17 protein-coding genes are annotated in these 18553 nt (G+C 69.2%); 4 read left to right on the forward strand and 13 right to left on the reverse strand.

The features are described from left to right. Positions 1 to 185: 185 nt before the first annotated feature. The 6 genes from ACIBBB_RS16345 to ACIBBB_RS16370 form a co-directional block, all read right to left on the reverse strand. On the reverse strand, positions 186 to 332 hold the full coding sequence (locus ACIBBB_RS16345; protein WP_398982362.1) for a hypothetical protein: 147 nt from the start codon (positions 330 to 332) through the stop codon (positions 186 to 188). An 8-nt stretch (positions 333 to 340) separates the two neighbouring features. Next, positions 341 to 481: a hypothetical protein gene (locus tag ACIBBB_RS16350; RefSeq protein WP_398982364.1), complete on the reverse strand. Its 141-nt coding sequence runs from the start codon at positions 479 to 481 to the stop codon at positions 341 to 343. A gap of 57 nt (positions 482 to 538) precedes the next feature. Then, positions 539 to 853, reverse strand: a complete 315-nt coding sequence (locus ACIBBB_RS16355) for a helix-turn-helix domain-containing protein (RefSeq protein WP_398982366.1) — start codon at positions 851 to 853, stop codon at positions 539 to 541. 95 nt (positions 854 to 948) lie between these two features. Beyond that, positions 949 to 6051, reverse strand: coding sequence for a hypothetical protein (locus tag ACIBBB_RS16360; RefSeq protein WP_398982368.1), 5103 nt, complete (start codon positions 6049 to 6051; stop codon positions 949 to 951). Positions 6052 to 6501: 450 nt separating this feature from the next. Next, positions 6502 to 7359, reverse strand: coding sequence for an ABC transporter permease (locus ACIBBB_RS16365; RefSeq protein ID WP_398982370.1), 858 nt, complete (start codon positions 7357 to 7359; stop codon positions 6502 to 6504). Continuing rightward, complete coding sequence (locus tag ACIBBB_RS16370; protein WP_398982372.1) at positions 7356 to 8297, reverse strand: ATP-binding cassette domain-containing protein; 942 nt, start codon at positions 8295 to 8297, stop codon at positions 7356 to 7358. The genes ACIBBB_RS16365 and ACIBBB_RS16370 overlap by 4 nt, the downstream gene beginning before the upstream one ends. 132 nt (positions 8298 to 8429) lie before the next feature. Here ACIBBB_RS16370 and ACIBBB_RS16375 point away from each other — a divergent pair, with 132 nt between their 5' ends. Together ACIBBB_RS16375 and ACIBBB_RS16380 are read left to right on the forward strand one after the other, a co-directional pair. Next, positions 8430 to 9698 (forward strand): sensor histidine kinase, encoded by a 1269-nt coding sequence (locus tag ACIBBB_RS16375; RefSeq protein ID WP_398982374.1) that lies wholly within the window; start codon positions 8430 to 8432, stop codon positions 9696 to 9698. Beyond that, complete coding sequence (locus ACIBBB_RS16380) at positions 9695 to 10393, forward strand: response regulator (protein WP_398982376.1); 699 nt, start codon at positions 9695 to 9697, stop codon at positions 10391 to 10393. The genes ACIBBB_RS16375 and ACIBBB_RS16380 overlap by 4 nt, the downstream gene beginning before the upstream one ends. A gap of 187 nt (positions 10394 to 10580) precedes the next feature. On the opposite strand, the gene ACIBBB_RS16385 is transcribed toward ACIBBB_RS16380, so the two are convergent. From ACIBBB_RS16385 to ACIBBB_RS16395, 3 genes are read right to left on the reverse strand one after another with little or no spacing between them, the layout of a single operon-like run. After that, entirely contained in the window at positions 10581 to 11132 is a 552-nt protein-coding gene (locus ACIBBB_RS16385; protein ID WP_398982378.1) for a hypothetical protein, read from the reverse strand. Beyond that, positions 11129 to 11560, reverse strand: coding sequence for a RidA family protein (locus ACIBBB_RS16390; protein ID WP_398982380.1), 432 nt, complete (start codon positions 11558 to 11560; stop codon positions 11129 to 11131). The genes ACIBBB_RS16385 and ACIBBB_RS16390 overlap by 4 nt, the downstream gene beginning before the upstream one ends. A gap of 27 nt (positions 11561 to 11587) precedes the next feature. Next, on the reverse strand, positions 11588 to 12550 hold the full coding sequence (locus ACIBBB_RS16395; RefSeq protein WP_398982382.1) for a DMT family transporter: 963 nt from the start codon (positions 12548 to 12550) through the stop codon (positions 11588 to 11590). A gap of 177 nt (positions 12551 to 12727) precedes the next feature. On the opposite strand from ACIBBB_RS16395, the gene ACIBBB_RS16400 reads away from it, so the two are divergent. Beyond that, entirely contained in the window at positions 12728 to 13306 is a 579-nt protein-coding gene (locus ACIBBB_RS16400; protein WP_398982777.1) for a TetR/AcrR family transcriptional regulator, read from the forward strand. Here the strand turns inward: ACIBBB_RS16400 and ACIBBB_RS16405 are convergent. The 4 genes from ACIBBB_RS16405 to ACIBBB_RS16420 all read right to left on the reverse strand — a co-directional run bounded on the left by ACIBBB_RS16405 (position 13273) and on the right by ACIBBB_RS16420 (position 17523). Further along, the gene (locus ACIBBB_RS16405; protein WP_398982384.1) at positions 13273 to 15651 is read right to left on the reverse strand and encodes an MMPL family transporter; all 2379 of its coding nucleotides are present in this window, start codon (positions 15649 to 15651) and stop codon (positions 13273 to 13275) included. The genes ACIBBB_RS16400 and ACIBBB_RS16405 overlap by 34 nt on opposite strands. 153 nt (positions 15652 to 15804) lie before the next feature. Continuing rightward, positions 15805 to 16077 (reverse strand): hypothetical protein, encoded by a 273-nt coding sequence (locus tag ACIBBB_RS16410; RefSeq protein WP_398982386.1) that lies wholly within the window; start codon positions 16075 to 16077, stop codon positions 15805 to 15807. Then, a complete protein-coding gene (locus ACIBBB_RS16415) occupies positions 16077 to 16430 on the reverse strand; it encodes an ArsR/SmtB family transcription factor (RefSeq protein WP_398982388.1) in 354 nt (117 codons plus the stop codon). Before ACIBBB_RS16415 ends, ACIBBB_RS16410 begins: the two co-directional genes overlap by 1 nt. A gap of 85 nt (positions 16431 to 16515) precedes the next feature. Next, entirely contained in the window at positions 16516 to 17523 is a 1008-nt protein-coding gene (locus ACIBBB_RS16420; protein WP_398982390.1) for a LysR family transcriptional regulator, read from the reverse strand. Between the two features lie 203 nt (positions 17524 to 17726). Between ACIBBB_RS16420 and snpA the strand changes: the two genes are divergently transcribed. Next, on the forward strand, positions 17727 to 18383 hold the full coding sequence (gene snpA, locus ACIBBB_RS16425; protein ID WP_398982392.1) for a snapalysin: 657 nt from the start codon (positions 17727 to 17729) through the stop codon (positions 18381 to 18383). The last annotated feature ends 170 nt before the right edge of the window (positions 18384 to 18553 follow it).

Consider the following 18553-nt stretch of genomic DNA (forward strand, 5'->3'; position numbering starts at 1 on the left):
ACCCGCGCTCTGCCGCAACTACCGCCTACCCGACCGCACCCGCCCCGCAGGCCGCCGAAAGTGGCATCCATGACGGAGTAGGTGCGGTCTTGCCCGCCTTGACACGAATGGACATAGCCCTGCGGTAGTTGTCGAGAACCAGGTGCAGTTCGCAGCAACTCCTGATGGCGGTGGCGGCGGTAGTGCTAGCCGGAGGTGATGTCGAGGGCGGCGAACAGGCTGGTGGTGCCGTGCCGGACGTATTCGTGTGTCATCTTCACCGGCGTGGTCGGCGCCATCGGCAGCACGGGCTGGGTTCGGTCCAGGGCTTGTATCTGCGACTTCTCGTCCACCGCCAGGACTAGAGCGGGGCGAGGTAGATGCCCGCCACGTCGCGGACCTTGGTCACGAACTGCGGGTCGGTCGACAGCTTCCAGGTCTCCACGATGTGCGGCTTGAGGCCGAACGCCCGCCAGATCCGCGAGACGGCCGACTGCGACATGCCCTCCGCCTCGGCCATCGAACACGTCGACCAGTGCGAATCACCCGTCGATGGCGCCTAACCGAGCGTCCTGGCGACCAGGGCCTCGACCCGCTCGTCCGTGATCTTCCGTGGAGCCCCCGAACGCTGCCGGTCCACCAAACCCTCCAGCCGATCCGTCAAGAATCGGGCCCGCCACTTGCGCACCGTCTCCCGCGAGACACCCAGATCGAGCGCGACCTGCGCATTCGCCCGACCCTCCGCACACGCCAGCACGATCCTCGACCGCAACACCAACGCCTGAGACGCCGTCCGCTTACGCAACCAGCCACGCAGCACCTGGCGTTCGTGATCGGACAACTCCAGCGACAACGGCTTCGGACCAGGCACCACACCGCCCTATAACCGCAAGCAAACTAACGACTCAGGACACTAGGACAAGTCCTCAATCCGAGCCGTCACGAGGAGTCGGGCGGAGCCCTGAGACGTCACCTGCTGTACGGCGCCAGCCGCTCGTTTCCGGCGACCACCAAGGAGTCAACGAGCATCTGCCATTCATCCAACTTGCCGACTTCCTCGGCCGTTCTGCGAATGTCTTTGAGCCAGCTATCCGAAAACCACGACTGCTTGACCGTGACATGTCCATCTTGAATGCACAGATCGGAGACCCAGGAAATGCCGCGGGTGGCTTGCACTTCCTTGGGGAGCTTTCGCAGGATGCCGATGAGCGCGTCGACAGGCTTGGTCTCCCCGGGAGCGGTCAACAACCAATCCTCGATAGACCCAACGAGGTCTTCAGCACAGACCCAGTCGATGGGAAGACCAACGACCTCGTTGTACAGACCTTGCACCCACGGAAGAGGGTCCGGTAGTAGCGCAGCAGCGGCCCATGCGCCCCAGTGACGGTCGCGGTAGGGATTCAGGTCGTCACTCACGTAGCCAACGGCGTGGCGCAGCAAAGATGGCCAGACACCTCGGGCAGCTGCGGCTAGCCGCTCGTTCTCTGCACCTGCTGCGGCAAGGCCGTGCAGAAAGTTCGACATCAGTCCCGCATCTGCGCGAAGAGCATCGAGGTGCTCGAGCATCGGTCCGGCGTCACTGCCCGTTGCGAAGCATCCGAGCAGAGCTCGTGCGGCGGCCAGGGTATGCGTCCCGCGGTCGTCCGCGGACCAGCCCTCGTTTGCCTGCACGACCATGGCGCGCCGCTGGACGTGGAGGGACACGGTGAGCAGCATGGCTGCGTCGTCGGTACAACAGTGACCTGTCGACGCAGCTGCGCCGAGTCCGCGAATGGCTGCGTCGAGAACCGCGATGTCGACGGAGTCACCCGGTAGTTCCTGGAGGCGTCGGGCAACATCGCCGGAAATGCGGACCCTCGACCGTCGCTGGCCGTCCTGGTCCCACGGACCGATTTCTGCGCCACGGGCGGTCTCAAGCAACCAGTTCAACGCGGTCCGGTGGGTACAGGGATCGAAGTAACATGGGGATCTCCAGACAACATCGCATCCACGAGCGAGGTATAGCCGAGTCTCCAGGGACGCCTTGCCTGCCATCGCAAGACCAGCCTCGGCAATATCTTCGATCGAGCCTTCGGCCGCTGCCAGCGGCGCAGCCAGTGCGGGTGTTAGGAACGCCGGCACGGCTTGTGCCACGGCTCGGTCGGCACCAAGATCGAAAAACTGGTCCTCGTGACGTTGGTCCTCGGCCTCCTGGAAGGACAACGCGATGCCGACGACAAATTCCGTTGCGAACTTCGCTTCGTTGCCCAGCACCCCTGTATCACCAGTGGCAGCTCGTTCCACCGCTGCTCGGACAACGTGAGAAACGGCATTCAAATACCGGCTCGGGCTCACAGCTTCATCGTCTTCCAGCAGGGCACGGCCCGCCGCTAGGTCCGCGGCGATCTCCTCCGACGGAGGAGGCATGTGATTGGCGCCAGTCTTGGCCGATCCCCAGTATCGATTCTGTAGCCGCAAGCTAGTCTGCACAGTCTCCTGGTAGGCCGCTTCCTTTTCTAGGGCGGCTCGCAACTCAGACGGGGGTTCAACCTCGATGTATACCTCATTGCCCTGCCGCTTGAGTCGATATTGGTCCGCGTCCAGGCTGGCGGCCCAGTTCTTCGTAAGCTCCTGACTTATACCGATCCGGTCGCCATTTTCGACAAGCTTGTGGCCGACCTCCTTCAAAGCTGAGAAACGCTCCTGCCCGCCGTGCACCATCAGTTGCATGGCTACCTCACGCGGCGTCCATTGGCGACGTTCGAGGTTCTCAAGCCCCTCGGTTTTTACACTCAGCCCTGAATGCTCTCTCGTCACACGACCGAATTCCAACTCCCAGACGATCGGTTCGGCGAGGAACAGGTCAAGTTCGGTGTCGACTTGCTGCATGTGGCGTGCGAGCAGCCCGAACAGCAACCCCGGAACCGCTAGATTCTCGCAGCCATTTAGGAGTACCTCAACGATCCTTTTCGGGGCTACGCCTCGGCTCAACCACATGTCGGCAATCCGCTCCATTGCCTGAAGCGCGCTCATCGCCGAGTATGGGCCGACCGACGCGCCCCTGTACCAACTCCATACATGACTGTCGCCAACGTACAAGCGGGCAGTGCCGTCAATGTTCAGAATGGCACCGCGGTCCTCACCCTGCGGCTTCTCCGTATCACCACCAACACCCTCACCCTCACCATCAAATGGATCACTCAACGCAAAAGGCGGACTAGGTCGCGACAGCATTTCCGCTCGCGCCTTCGCGCCACTATTCAAGATATTGTTCAACACCCGCACCGAAGTCGCCGGAGACGCCGTCTGGAATAGCTGCCAGAATCCACCAAAATAGTACTGAGAGAAAGGTACTCCGACCCCCTTCCACCGACCCTGGTGCTGTCGAACACCCTCATCTCGGTGCCAGAGTCGCTCGTTGTCAACGTAGTAGGCCATCATCAGCGTCGCCAATAGCTCCGGATCCCTCTGCGTCAAGGCTCGGGCACTCAACGGCGCGTCTGCTGCCGGGGCCAGGAAGGCTGGCGCGTCTTTCCCGATAGCCCGAAGGCAAGCTTCGACGGCATCATCGATGTCCGGACCGAGCAGCGCCAACGTTTCGACGAACTCCTCGCCCGTCAGGTGGTGATCCAGATCGCGCCGGCGTCGACGACGTTGCAGCATCCGTCCGGACGGTGCGTCCCCTTGAGCCTTGTGTAGAGGAAAGGAGTTCCAGTGCGCAAGTAGACGTTCCCGCAGACGGATTCGCAGTTCGTTACCAGCAGCAATGTTTGCCAAGGATAGAGCTTGCAGCCAATCTGCGAGCAGCTCGAAGGACTCTTTCGAAACGTCCCACGGTTGCTCGGAATCAAGGAGAATCCGCACAACAGGGTTCGCGCTAGGCCGGTCGATCAGCCCATTGACCTTATGCCTCTGCTGGATAACCCGAACCACGTCGCCGAGCACCAAACCGACAGACTGATCCTTGCATGCTGACTTCAGGCATTCGTACGCGAATGGCGTCTCCAGTACCGCCTCCACTGGGACATCACTCCATCGGATTCCGCGCGCAGCAGCGAACTCATCAAACTGCGAGCGCAGTTCGATGAACTTCCGGACGGGCCGAGCACCCGGCGCTTTCAGCAGTCCTTTGCACGCAAGAGTGGCCGCCGACAGTGCCCACCGGGGCGCCCCTGCTGCCTGAAGCAAATCGGTCGGGCTCTGGCCACGGACGAGAAGGATGGCAGTCGCGTAACGTCGGACTTCGTCATGTGCAAAATCCGGCTGGTTCTGATATCGGCTCGGTGGCGCAAGCAGATGATCCCGACGCAGTGCGTCGACCGCTGCAGCATCGATGCCTGGGCCGGGTCGACGGCCCTCGGGCAGCTCCATGATTGCTGCGGCTACCGCGAGCAATGTCTGTTCGCGCGCCTCCGCCGAGCCGACACCGGGCCGCCCATCGCCCCGAACCATTCTGCTCCACACCAGATCAAGGCACTCCCACTCACCCAGTGACCTATCTGGCTCCGCACCGGTCCGAGCCAGAAGGTCCAGCACAACGGGTCTGCGCAGCAGCGAGTTCACGGGCAGGTCTATCAGGACCGTACGCAAGAGTGGAAAGCGGCCTGAGACGACCGAGATGTCCTCATCGCCCAACGGTCGCATCGCGAAAGATGAAACGGACTTCGCGAACCCCAGCTCCACCTGCTCCCGTACGAAGCCCAGTGCCACGTCAGATGTCACCGCGACGAGCCCCAAACCCGCCGCAGCCGCTGCCAGCACCAGGTCGCTCAAGAGGCCGGCGGACCGCTCCAGAGCAGCATCAGCCGCGTCGATGACCAAGACCCGAGACGGTGCCGATGTCTCTGCAAGCACGTCTTCCAGCGACATCCCAAGTGCAGCTCGCAGCTCCAAGCTCGACTGCGGCAGACCTCGGAAGTTCACGACCACCCCTTGGAACCCGGCGGGGTCTGCGGCTTCCAGCTCTGCGACGGCCGACAGCGTCAGCGCACTCTTGCCGATGCCCGACTCGCCGGATACCAACAGAGCCGAAGCGCGAGTACCGGCATCGCGCAGGGCCTCAGCGAGTTGCTCGCGGCGGTCGGCGAACGAGATCTCGACCGGTCCGCCGGATGACTCATCACCGATAGTGGTCCGAACGCCAGCGATAGCGAGCTTGCGTTGTTCAGCGAGCACCGACCACGCGTGTCGGCTTCGAGTGACGGTCGACTCCAGGACCACATGAATGTCACGGCGAAGCATCTTGAGGTCCACCACGCCGCCCGTCGCGTCGTAGCGGGTTGCCTCGACCTCTAGCTGGTTCCGGACCTCCACCCCGTCGGCTGCAGCCGAAGCTACGACATCCAGCGACGTCGCGGCCGCCGCGCGGTCACCTTCATCCGGGCTCTGAACCGCGAATCCGAGGATGTGCAGCCGACCAAGCAGCCGCCACGCCAGGCGCCGGGCCTCTCTTGGGGTGGTTTCGCCTTCGACCACCTTCTCGACCATTTTCAGGAAATGCTCATGGCGCTCGCGTACCGGCTTCGACCAGCGGCCATCGACGTCCATAGACGCTTGAAACGCCTCCAGGTCGGCATGAGCACGCGCGATATCGCAGAGCGTTGCGAGCTCGTCCCACTGGTTGCGCCGACCGGCGGTCGCGACAGCCACCTGGTGAGCATCAGTGTCGAACTTCTCGATCTCGGCGAGCAGCGACCCAACCAGCTTCACCGTATCGTCATGGCTCTGCACGAAGTTTGGCGTTGCTCGACATGCCACGGCGAGGACGACCTTGGCTGCTTCATCACCGCACTCAACGAGAAGGTCATCCACCGGGTGTGCCGGACCGGTTTGGAATGAGAGCCTCCGAACCGGCAGTTCAGATACCTCCGCCCGTCTTGTGCCGGTCAACATGCCAGCGAGATAGACGGCCGCGACGCGGTGCGCGAACGAAACGCCGCCACCACCTGTGGCGTAGGTGCTCGATCCTCGCTCCGTTTCACCGGCCGCAGCGGTGGCGCCCCGGGCGGTCGCATCCTGGGGAACAGTGGCAGATCCAGATGTCGCCTGGCCCTCGGACCGAGCAGCAGCATCCGGTGCAACAGACTCGTTCATGTGTTCCTCGGTGGCATCGTGCTATCAGTGGCCGCACTGCTCACCGTAGCCGTGCGTCGAGAGCCGTGAAGTGGTATTGCATCAGTCCCTTCCCGGTCCGCACACAGTCCGCAGGACACCCGATCAGGACCGTCACGACCCATCGCTGGCCAACAGTAAACGGCCAGGTCAGCGCCCCACAGGGAAGATCCCCGCAGATCACCGACCCGGCCCATTACTAGGAGACCAAGAAGGCCTGACCCTGGGTCAACTCTTACTTTGGCCCGCACCACCCGCTCGACCGCCCGCACCCGGCCCGCACGACGGCCCGGGTGCGGGCGTTTTCCGGACTGTCCCTGCCCGGTGCCCAGGGGTGGCTGAGCGAGGAGCCAGAGGCTCCCGGGCCGTCCGCGCCGCGGAGCGGCGGGACCACCTCCTGGTCCAGCTCCCGGCCGCCGCGGGGACCACCGGTCACTGGTCGCGGCGGTGCGGTGCGAGCGTCGCCACGGCCGCCGCCCCCAGCGCCCAGAGCGCGAACACGGTCCACGCCCCGGGCACCGTCCACGGGAAGGGGATGCCGCTCTCGGGGTCGTAGCGCATGTCGACCAGGCGGAGCCAGGCGCTGCTGGGCAGTGCGTGGTTCACGACGGCGGCCCAGTGGCGGTCCTCGGAGAACACCAGCGGCGCGACCAGCAGTACCACCACGACCGTGACCATGGTCGCCCCGCCGTGCCGCAGCACCGCCCCGAGGGCCAGGCCGCCGAGCCCGCACACCGGTGCGAGCAGCGTCGAGGCCACGAACACCCGCAGGGCGCCCGGGTCGGCGAGGGACACGCCGGCGTCGTGGCGCGCCAGGATCGCCTGGGACAGCCAGAAGGAGAGGACGGCGACCACCGCGCCGAACACCGTCATGACCGCCGTGAGCACGCACACCTTGGCCGCCATCACCGAACGGCGGGCCGGGACGGCGGCGAATGTCGTACGGATCAGACCGGTGCTGTACTCGCCGGTGATCGCGACGGCCCCAATGGCGCCTGCGGCAAGCATCATGATCAGGCCCGCGTTGGTGGTGTACGCGTACATGAGCGCGATCCCGTCGGCGACGAAATCGGTCCGGTCGACAGGGCCGTTCTCGTTCCAGTAGCGGTAACGGTCGTACGTGGCGCCCACGGTGAACCCGACGACGACCAGCGTGCCGATCACATACGCCCACGCCGTCGAGCGCAGGGACCGGAGTTTGAGCCACTCGGAGGCGAGGAGATCACGGAAGCGGGCGGGGGGTTCGGCGGCCGTGGCGCGGGCGGTGGGCGTTGTCGGCACAGTTTTCATCGGGTCGCTCCCGGTTCCCGCGTGGCCTGCGCGCCGTACTCGACGCTGTCGGCGGTGAGTTCCATGAACGCCTCCTCAAGGGAGGACCGGCTGGTCGTCAACTCGCCCAGCATGATCCGGTGTTGGAAGGCGAGTTCGGCGACGCGCCCGCTGCTCAGGCCGGTGACGGTGAGCAGTTCACCGCGCCCGTCGCCGCCCACCGGTCGTACGTCCGCGCCCTCGGCCGTCAGCACGTCCGTCAGCTCGGCGCCCTGCCAGGTGCGTACGCTCACGCTCGACCGCGCACCACGGGCCGCGAAGTCCGCCAGGCTCTCCGCTGCGATCAGCTCGCCCCGGCCGATGACGACCAACTCGTCCGCCGTGCTCTCCATCTCGGTCATCAGATGGCTGGAGACGAAGACCGTACGGCCCTCGACGGCCAGCCGCCGGAACAGCCCCCGCACCCATTTCACCCCCTCCGGGTCCAGTCCGTTCAGGGGCTCGTCGAACAGCAGCACCGGCGGATCGCCGAGCAGCGTGCCCGCGATGCCGAGCCGCTGCTTCATCCCGAGCGAGAACCCGCCGATCCGGCGCCGGGCGGCCCCGGTGAGCCCGACCTCCCGCAGTACCTCGTCCACCCGGGAGCGCGGGATGCGGTTGCCGCGGGCCAGCGCCGCGAGGTGCGCGGCGGCGGTGCGTCCGCCGTGCACGTCGCCCGCGTCGAGCAGCGCGCCGACATGCCGCAGCCCGCGCGCGCGGTCCCGGAACGACCGGCCGTCGACGGTGACCGTTCCGCCGGTGGGCTTGTTCAGGCCGAGGATCATGCGCAGAGTGGTGCTCTTGCCCGCGCCGTTGGGTCCGAGGAACCCGGTGACGAGCCCGGGGCGGACGGTGAAGCTGAGGTCGTTGACGGCGGTGGTCCCGCCGTAGCGTTTGGTCAGTTCGTTGACTTCGATCACCCGGCCCACGGTGCCGCTCCGCTCCCCAGCGTGTCGTCGGACCGGCGCCGACAATCACGCCGCCGGCCGCCGGCCACGGGTGTACAACCACGGTCCGACGACCGGCCGGGCCCGCGTCGTTACGATCGGCCCATGCACGCCATGCCACCCATGCCCCTGCTGAAGCGGGTACAGCCGAGCGTCTGGGTCGCCCTCGCGTGGGCGGCGGGCGCGGTGTTCACCTTCCTCATCCGGCTCAGGCTGCCCGGCGAGGAGGACCCCGCCGTGGTGGCGGGCGTCCTCTTCTTCCGCTGGGACGGCCTCATCATGCTCGCCGTCGCCACCGGTATGGCCGTGGCGGGCGCCCGCCGACTGTCCGACCGCCCGCTGAGGGCCATGGGTCTGCTGCTCGGCGCCTCCGTTCTCGGGACGACGCCGCTGAGTGTGGGCGAGATCCCGCTCGCGCAGTTCCTGGCGGTCGATGTGGCGCTGTTCTTCGTGGCATCGACCCAGGCACGCCGGAGCGGGCTCGTCGCCCTCGCCATGGCGCTGGGCACGCTGGTGGGGTATCTCTCCATCCGGCTGCTGAGCGGGTGGAACGTGGGCACGTCGGCCGAGACGGCCGTGGCCATGACGGCGGTCATCGCCTGGCTCATCGGCAACTCGACCCACCAGGCACGGGAGTACGCCGAGAAGTCCCGCGTGCAGGCGGCGGCGCAGGCGGTCACCGCCGAACGGCTGCGGATCGCACGCGAGATGCACGACACGGTCGCGCACAGCATGGGCATCATCGCCCTCCAGGCCGGCGCGGCGGCGCGCGTCATCGAGACCCAGCCCGTCGCGGCGCGTGAGGCGCTGAGCAGTATCGAGACCGCCGGGCGCGAGACGCTGGCGGGGCTGCGCCGGATGCTCGGCGCGCTGCGCCAGGCGGAGCCGGAGGGCGCCAGGGCCGCCGAGCTCCCGGCGATCGCCGAACTCACGCGGGAGTCCGCGTACGCCGCGCCGCTCGATCCCGCGCTCGGTCTCGCCGACGTCGACCGGTTGGCCGCGACGACGACCGCCGCCGGGGTCCGTGTCGACGTGCGGTGGCTCGGCGAACCGCGCCCGCTCCCACCGGAGATCGACATCTCGGCGTACCGCATCATCCAGGAGGCGGTCACCAACGTCGTACGGCACGCGGGCACCCCCTCCTGCCGCGTCACCGTCGGCCGCCGGACCGGCGGACTGTCCATCGAGATCACGGACGACGGGCACGGCTGCCGACGGGGCGGTATGGGCGCGGGGTGGGGTCTGGTCGGTATGCGGGAGCGCGCGACGCTGCTCGACGGCGACTTCTCGGCGGGGCCGCGCCCCGAGGGCGGCTTCCGGGTGACGGCGATGCTGCCGGTCCCGACGTCGCCCCTGTCGGCGGGGGCCCTGTGAGCGACGGGATCACGGCGGCGGCCCCGAACAGCCCGGCGCCCGTACGCGTCGTACTCGCCGACGACCAGCCGCTCGTACGCGCCGCGCTGCGCATGGTCATCACCGACGCGCCCGACCTCGACGTCGTCGGCGAGGCCGGTACCGGCGCCGAGGCCGTACGGCTGGCGGCCGAACTCGCCCCCGACGTCGTGGTGATGGACATCCGCATGCCCGGCACGGACGGCATCCGGGCCACCCGTCAGATCACCGCCGGTCCCGGCACCACACATGTGATCGTCCTGACGACGTTCGACGAGGACGACCACGTGTACGGGGCGCTGCGCGCCGGGGCCGCCGGTTTCCTCGTCAAGGACATGGCGCTGGACGACATCCTCGCCGCGATCCGGGTAATCGCGAGCGGCGACGGCCTGATCGCCCCGAGCGTCACCCGCCGCCTGATCAAGGAGTTCGCGGGCCGCCCCGCGTCCGCCCCGACGGCCCGGCGGACGGTCACCGGCATCACCGACCGCGAGCGGGAGGTCCTCGTCCTCGTCGGCAGGGGTCTGTCCAACACCGAGATCGCGGCCGAGCTGTCGATCAGCGTCGCCACCGCCAAGACGTATCTGACCCGTCTGCTGGCCAAGCTCGACGCCCGCGACCGGGTCCAACTCGTCATCCTGGCCTACGAGTCGGGGCTCGTCGCCCCGCCCGGCTGACCCGGACCCGGACCGGGCGCTCCACGCGAGCACCGGGCAGCGGGCAACCGGCAGCGGGCAGCGGGCCGGATGTGGTGGCCCCCGTCAGTCGGCGGCGCCGCAGAACTCGGCCTCCATCACCGCCCTCACGCCGTCCTCGGCTCCGGCATCAGCGCGCTGTTGCCCGGCATGACGGTGGCGCGCAGCCTCAGCGGTTCCGGGCCTGGCCGTAGCAGCCGGTCTCGGGGACCTCCCGGCCCCTGACGGTGAGGCCGGGAGTGCGGTCGGCGTTGTAGTACACCCGGTACTCCGCGTCGGTCGTCGCGCGGTCCTTCTTCCCGTACCCGCCCTCGGACACCTTCGGGTCCCAGCCGTAGCCGAAGCGCCGGGCCTCGTCGAGGTCGAGCTCGCCGAACGGGGTCGACATGGCCACCGCCACCATCGTGGCGGCGGCCATGTCCGTCGAGCCGGGCAGGGCGGGGTCGAGGGGGAAGTTCTCGAAGCCGAAGTCCGCCATGCAGCGCTGTGCGACGCGCGCCTGCGCCTCGGTGAGGCGCTCGGTCTCCTTGTCGCTGAACTGGTAGCGGGCGAGCGGCAGTTCGGGGATGTCGTCCTCGTTCTCGACCTTCGGTACGCGGCTGCCGTCGGTGTACGCGGAGGTGTCGGGCGGGGCGTCGTCGGCGGAGCCGGACGAGCAGCCGGCCAGGGTCGCGACGGCCGCGAGCGCGGCGGCCACGGCGACGAGGGAAGTGGCCCTCACTCTCCCGAGTCCGTCGCTCCGTCGGCGTCGGCGTCGACCTCGGCGACCGCCGTGATCTCCACCAGCTGACCGGTGTAGCCCAGGCACGCGACCCCGAGCAGCGTGGAGGTGTGGGGCCCGGTGGTGAGGCCCGAGGCATCGACGAGGTCCCAGACCCGGCTCAGGTCCGCCGGGTCCGACGCCACCACGTACACGTCGGTGGATATCACCCGGCTCAGATCGCTGCCGACGGCGCGCAGTGCCGTCTCCAGGTTGGCCAGGACCTGCTCGGTCTGCGCGACGAAGTCACCCGGTCCGACGAGCGTGCCGTCCTTGTCGAGCGGTACGGAACCGGCCATGAACGCCAGGCGACTGCCGGTCTCGACCACGGCCGCGTGCGCGTAGCCGGGCGGCGGGAAGAGGCTGGGGACGGTCGTGCGCCGCACCATGGGGTCGCTCCCTGCTGTCGGTTGTGGTCACCGGGACTGCCGGCGCGGAGCGCGCGGCTTTGCCCGGGTGCCATTGTCGGCGCGCCGGCCCCGCACGTCACCGGGGTTTCCGCCCTTCGCCGGTCCGGCGGCACCGCCTCGTACCACCGCCACCGCGAGCAGCGCGACGGCGAGGCCGGCGGCCGTCCGCGGGCCGAAGGGTTCGCCGAACATGACCGCGCCCCATACGGCCGTGACCGGCGCCATCAGGAACATCAGGGTGTTCACCCGCAGCACCCCGGAGCGGCGCAGGACCAGCCAGTACAGGCCGTATCCGCCGAACGTCGCCAGGAGCACCAGCCAGCCGACCGCCAGCCAGAAGGAGGTCTCGGCGGGCGGCACCGCCGCGCCCGCGACGGCGGCGAGGACGGTGAAGACGACGGCGCTCGTGCCGCAGTGGATCGTCATCGCCACGGACGGCGCGACCGCTCTGCGGGAGCGGCTTTCCAGGAACGTGGCGGCGACCAGCGACAGCATGCCGAGAAACGGCACCGCGTACGCCCACGGCGCCACCCCCCGCACGGCCGCCGCGTCGGCCGACGTCACGACGAGCACTCCCGTCACGCCGAGGCACAGGCCCAGCCACTGGCGCCCGGAGACGTACTGCCGCAGCAGCGGTCCGGCCAGCGCGCCCGCGACGAGCGGCTGTGTGCCGTCGATCAGGGCGGTGGTGCCGCTGGAGACGCCGAGCTGGATCGCGTAGTAGACCGTGAGGAGGTAGCCGCTCTGCGACAGTGCGCCGATCACGCACTGGCGCAGCACATCGCGGGCCGTCAGCCCGCGCCAGGCCGCGCGGGCGCGGACGACCGCGACCGCCCCGAGGACCAGCGCCAGGGGCAGGAAGCGCCACATCAGGATGGTGACGGCGTCGGCGCTGCCGGCGCCGAGCTTGGCACCGATGAAACCGGAGCTCCAGCAGACGACGAACGCGACGGAGAGCAGGAGATTCACGGCAGGACACCACCCGTGGCCCGGGAGACAGATAGACCGATCTGTTTACTCACCGTCTCCACTATACAGAGCGGTATACTTTTCGGCATGAGTGTGAAGAGAAACGGGAGCGCGAGCAACAACGGCACCCCGGAACGACCCGCCGCGTCCGCCCGCCGCCCACCGCACCGGATCGTCATGACTCCCGGCGCGCGACGCGCCCTCGACGCCGCGTCGCGGCTGTTCTACGAGCACGGCATCCATGCCGTCGGCGTCGACCTCATCGCCGCCGAGGCCGGGGTCACCAAGAAGACGCTCTACGACCGGTTCGGCTCGAAGGAGCAGATCGTCGTCGAGTATCTGGTCGGCCGTGACGAGCGCTGGCGCGCCTTCCTGGACGAGCGGCTGGCCGCCGCGCCCCCGTCACCGGCCGAGCATGTCCTCACGGTCTTCGAGGCCTCGCGCGCCTGGACGCGGGAGAACGGGTCACGGGGGTGCGGCATGGTCAACGCGCACGCCGAGATCGACGACCCGGAGCATCCCGCGTACGCGGTCATCACCGGCCAGAAGGCGTGGATGCTGGAGCTGTTCACCTCCCTCGTACGGGAGATCACGGCGCCGGGCGAGGCGACCCCGTCGGAGACGGCCGACCGCCTCGCCCGCACGCTCATGCTCCTTCACGAGGGAGCGCTCGTCGCCCACGGCCTGGGCATCTTCCCGGACGCGCTCGGGCTCGCCCGCGATCAGGCGCGGGTCGTGCTCGGGCCGTACTGGTGACGGTCGGTCCTGTCACGGTCCGTCTCGTCACTGACCGTCCTGTCACTGACCGTCTTGTCACTGTCCGTCTCATGACCCTCCGCCGAGCCGCCGCGACCGCCCCCACGCCCCGGCAACGTCCACGCCCGGTCCCCCAGCAGCGCGAGCGCCGCCGGCAGCAGGACGCCGCGTACCACCGTCGCGTCGATGAGGATCGCCACCGCCATTCCCGTACCGAGCATCTTGTACTCGATCGCGGACAGCGTCGTGAAGACCGAGAAGACGCCGATCATGATGGCGGCGGCGCTGGTCACGACGCCCGCGCTGGCCGCGATGCCGCCGACGATCGCCTCGCGGTCGCCGTCGGGGCCGCCCGGCGAACCGGTCCACCGCTCGCGGATCCGGCTGAGGATGAAGATGTGGTAGTCCATGCTCAGCCCGAAGAGGATCACGAACATGAACAGCGGCAGCCAACTCACCACGCCCCCATAGGCGTTGAAGTCGAGCAGCGACTCCAGCCGGCCTCCCTGGAAGACCGCGACCAGCACCCCGTACGCCGCCCCGATCGACAGCAGGTTGAGCGCGATCGACACGAGCGGAAGAGCGAGCGAGCGGAACGCGACGACCAGCAGGACGAAGGCCAGGACGAGGACGAAGGCGAAGACCACCGGCGTACGCGCCGTCACCTGGCGGGTGAAGTCGTACGGCGTGGCGGTCCGGCCCGCGACGGCGACCTCGGCCCCCTTCACCGCCCCCACCGTCGCGGGCAGCGCCCGTTCCCGCAGGAATTCCAGGGCCCGCCCGGACTCCGCGTCCGTACCGGCCCCGGCCAGCGGCACCCGTACCACCAGCGCGCCGCCGACCGGCGCCGTCGTGATCGGCTCGCGCAGCGCGCCGTCGCTCCGCGCGGCCTGCTCGTGCAGCGCGTCGACGGCCGCGCGCACCTCGGGGCTGTCGTCCGAGACCACCACGCGCGCGGGCGTGGCCGCGCCGGGGAAGACCCGCTGCATACGGGCGCCCGCGTCGGCCGCCGCCGAGACCCCGCGCGGCAGGCTCTGGATCTGCGTGGCGTCCTGGAGGTGCATCCCGGACGCGGGCAGAGCCATGAGGGCGAGGAGGAGCGCCGCCGTACCGCCGGTGAGCAGCGGACGGCGTACGACCTTCTCGGCCACGGCCGTCCAGAACCGCGAGCGGCCCGCCGCCGTCCGCCGCCGCCCCAGCCACGGAATCCTGCCGAGATCGACGCGGTCGCCCAGGGCGGCCACCAGCGCGGGCAGCACCGTCACCGAGCCGAGCACCGCCAGACCGACCACCAGGACGGTCCCGAGGGTGAGCCCCTTGAATACGTCGACCCCGGTGAACAGCAGGCCCGTCATGCACACCATCACGGTCAGACCGGACACGACGACCGCGTGGCCGGAAGTGCGCGACGCGATCCGCAGCGCCTCCCGGACCGGGCGCCCGGCCGCGCGTTCCTCACGGATACGGCGCAGATAGAAGAGCGAGTAGTCGATGCCGACCGCCATGCCGATGAGCAGCACGATCGCGGAGGCGGCGCTGTTGAACGGCACCCACCGGCCGAGCGTGTCCAGCAGCCCGAACGCGCCCGCGACGGCGGTGGCCGCCAGCAGCAGCGGGATTCCGGCCGCGATCAGCGAGCCGAAGACGACGAGCAGGATGACGACGGTGAGCGGCAGCGAGGTGGCCTCGGCGCGCTTCATGTCGTCCTTGATGCCGTCGTCGACCGCCGAGGAGAGGCTGGAGTCGCCGGCCTGGTCGACGCGCGCGCCGGGGTGCGCCCGTTCCACCTTCTCCACGGCGGCGCTCGCGGCCTCGTAGTGGGCCCCGAACTCGGCGTCGGGACCGAGGACTTCGAAGGTCACGAGGTCGGCCGTACCGTCCTCGGAGAGCCAGCGCCCGCCGTGCGCGCCGAGCGGCGAGCCGACGTCCCGTACGGCGTCGGGCATGGCGCGCAGGGCCGCGACCAGGTCCTCGGTGGCGGCGCGCCCGGCCGCGGGGTCCGTGCCCGTCCGGGGGCGGATCATCACGTTCTCGCGTATCGAGTCACCGGCGTCCAGCTCGGAGATCATCCGCTGGCCCCGGCCGGCCTCCCCGGGGTCGGTGGCGTTGACCTGCTCGCCGGGCAGGAGGGAGCTGGACATGACGGCGACCACGACCAGGAGCAACCAGCCGGCGATGGCCGCCGTACGGTGTCCGGCGGACCAGTCGGCGACGGACTCGACGACTCCGGCACGTGGGGCGGGTGGGGCGGGTGGGGCGGGTGGGGCGCCTTCGGCGGGTTCGGCGCGTGGGACGGGTTCGGCGCGTCCCGCGCGTTCGGGTTCTGACTTGATTCGGCGCAGCATGAGCTGCTCTCCTTCATCCGGAGGGTCGTATCCGTGGAGGTCGCCGTGAGGCGAGGTGGAGCGTCCTTCAGTGCCCGGGTCGTCGAGTTGCAGCTCGACGGCCCGGGGTTTCTCTGTCCGCGGTGCGACCGCGGCGACTGCTCGACTGCTCGCCTACTCGACGTCCTTGAGGATCCGTTCCAGCGAGCCGGTACGGCTCTGCAGATCGGTGAGCTGCCTGCCGAGGTCGGCGAGCTGCTTCTCCGTACGCTGCTGGCCCTCCACCGCCTGGGCGGCGAGCTGGCGGTACTCGTTCTCGTCGGCCCTGATCTCCCTGGTCCGGCGGCCCACGGTGAAGTGCCACAGCGTCAGCGTCACCACGATCAGCAGGATCGCGAACAGACCTATCGCTCCGATGACTTCCTGCCACGCCTGTTCGTCGTCCATCAGGTGGCCCCCTTCTCGTCTCTCTCGTCCCTCTGGTTGCTCTGATTGCTCAGCGTCTGTACGGCGGTGACGATGTCCTGCGGCGTCAGATGGACCGCGAACGCGTTCACCTCGTAGAACTTCATGGCTTTCCCGTCCTCCGACAGCTCCAGCCGCGAGGTCACCAGACCCGCGGCTTCGAGCTTCTTGAGATGGACCTGAAGCAGCGCCCTGCTGATGTCCAGCTCCCTGGCCAGCCGGCTGACGTAGTTACGTCCTCCGGCGAGTGCCGCGACGACACGCAGCCGGTGGGGGTTGGACAGCGTCGCCAGGACGCGCACCAGTTCGTCGCCCGTGGGCACGGGTGGGCTCATCGCGACCTCCTGCACATGCAAAGAAAAGTTAGCAGGTGCCTACGTGAATTACTAACCCCATGCCCGTGAGGGCGGAGAGACGTGGTCAGGCCGCGGGCGCGTGCAGCAGAGGGCTCTTGTTGCGCATCAGCCACTGGCGGTACACGACGGCCCCCAGCGCCGCCTCGCGGTAGGCCGCTTCGAGGTCGGCGTACACCTCGGCCCCGCCGGGGCCGTCACCGTCCGCGGCCGTGCCGACGCCCGCGATGCCCGCGCCCTCGTACGCCCCCGGCCGCGAGAACAGCAGCAGCCGTACCCCCAACGGGTCGTCCCGCAGCGGCCGTACGACCAGGTCCTCGCGCGGGACCGAGGTCGGCTGGCAGGGCGCTATCGCCTCGCCGACGGCGATCAGCGACGCCGCGGTGAGGTAATCCCCGTGCAGGACGTCCGGGTTGAGCCCGGCCTCCGCCAGGACCCGCCGCAGACCGTCCCACTCGCCGTCCACGGTCGGGTCGATCATCCACCGGTCGCCGGCGAGGTCGGCCAGCTCCACGATCTGCCGTCCCGCCGCCGGATGGTCCCGGGCCAGCGAGATGAACTGCGGCTCGCGCTCGACCAGTACACGCCGGTCCAGCCCCGGCGGCACCCGCAGCGGACAGCCCTCCACCTCGTGCACGAAGGCCACATCGAGCCCGCCCGCGGCGACCTGGCGCAGCAGCGCGTTCGCCGAGACGTCCATCTGGAGCGAGATGTCCGTGCCCGGCAGCCGCTCGCGCAGTCTGCGCAGCCAGCCCGCCAGGGCGCGGCTGGCCGTGGAGCCGATACGCAGCCGGGGCCCGGCGGACCGGTCGGCCGCGGCTCTCGCCTCGCTGACGAGCGCCGCCATCCCGGCGACCAGCGGACGCGCGCGGCTGAGGACGGAGTGACCGAGCAACGTCGGGCGGCAGCCGGTGCGTTCACGGGAGAACAGCTCGGCGCCGAGCGAGTTCTCGATCCGCCGCAGCTGCGTCGTCAGGGACGGCTGGCTCATGCCGAGCTGCCGGGCCGCTTTGTGCAGACTTCCCGCGTCGGCTATGGCGCACAGCGCGCGTAGATGCCTGACCTCCAGCTCCATGTACCGAAGAGTAGGCGCGCCCTTTGCGTCACGCCAGGGACCCAAAAGGCGGTAATTGGCGGTCATTCGAAGAAAATTGGGCGAGCGGTCGCGGGGGTGATGCTCTGGTGTTATCGCCCTTCGGCATCATCCACAGCGGCGGTGTGAGGCACGACACTCTCCCTACCGAATCCGTTCTCGGACGAGTAGCAGGAGCCCCCCACATGAGATACCCCAAGACGGCGCTTTCCGCGATGGCCGGACTGTCCCTCGCCTTCGCGACCGCCCTCACCGCCACCCCGGCCGCCGCCGCTGACCCCACCAGCGCCGCGCCCGCCACCACCTCGTACGCCGCGTACGAGGGCTCGTCGGAAGACGCCGCCGCCACCAAGGCCTTCTACGAGGCCGTCATGAAGTCGGTCGCCGAGAAGCGTGCCGCCAACCCCGGCGCCCTTGCCGTGACCGTCGTCTACGACGCCTCCGGCGCCCCGTCGTTCGCCGGTCAGATAGCCAGCAGCACCCAGATCTGGAACAGCGCCGTCTCCAATGTGCAGCTCCAGCAGGGCGGCAACGCCGACTTCACCTACGAAGAGGGCAACGACCCGCGCGGCTCGTACGCGAGCACCGACGGTCACGGCCGCGGCTTCATCTTCCTGGACTACGCGCAGAACCAGGTGTACGACTCCACCCGCGTGACCGCCCACGAGACCGGGCACGTGCTCGGCCTCCCGGACAACTACACGGCCCCCTGCAGCAAGCTGATGTCCGGCGGCGGCCCCGGCCCGTCCTGCACCAACTCGCAGCCGGACCAGGCCGAGCGCAACCAGGTCAACAGCCTCTGGGCGAACGGCTTCGCGGCCGCGCCGGCCAAGGCCTCCTGATCCGTCGCTGATCCGCCGCTGATCGGCAGATCGCGAACCCCCCACCGGATCGGGCACCTGCCGGGGGGGGGGGGGGGGGGGGGGGGGGGGGCGCGCGGCGCCGCGGGGGGGGGGGGGGGGCCGGGGGGGGGGGCGGGGGGGGCGGGGGGGCCGGGCGCCGCGCGCCCCGC

The organism is Streptomyces sp. NPDC051217 (genome assembly GCF_044455465.1).
GTDB lineage: Bacteria > Actinomycetota > Actinomycetes > Streptomycetales > Streptomycetaceae > Streptomyces.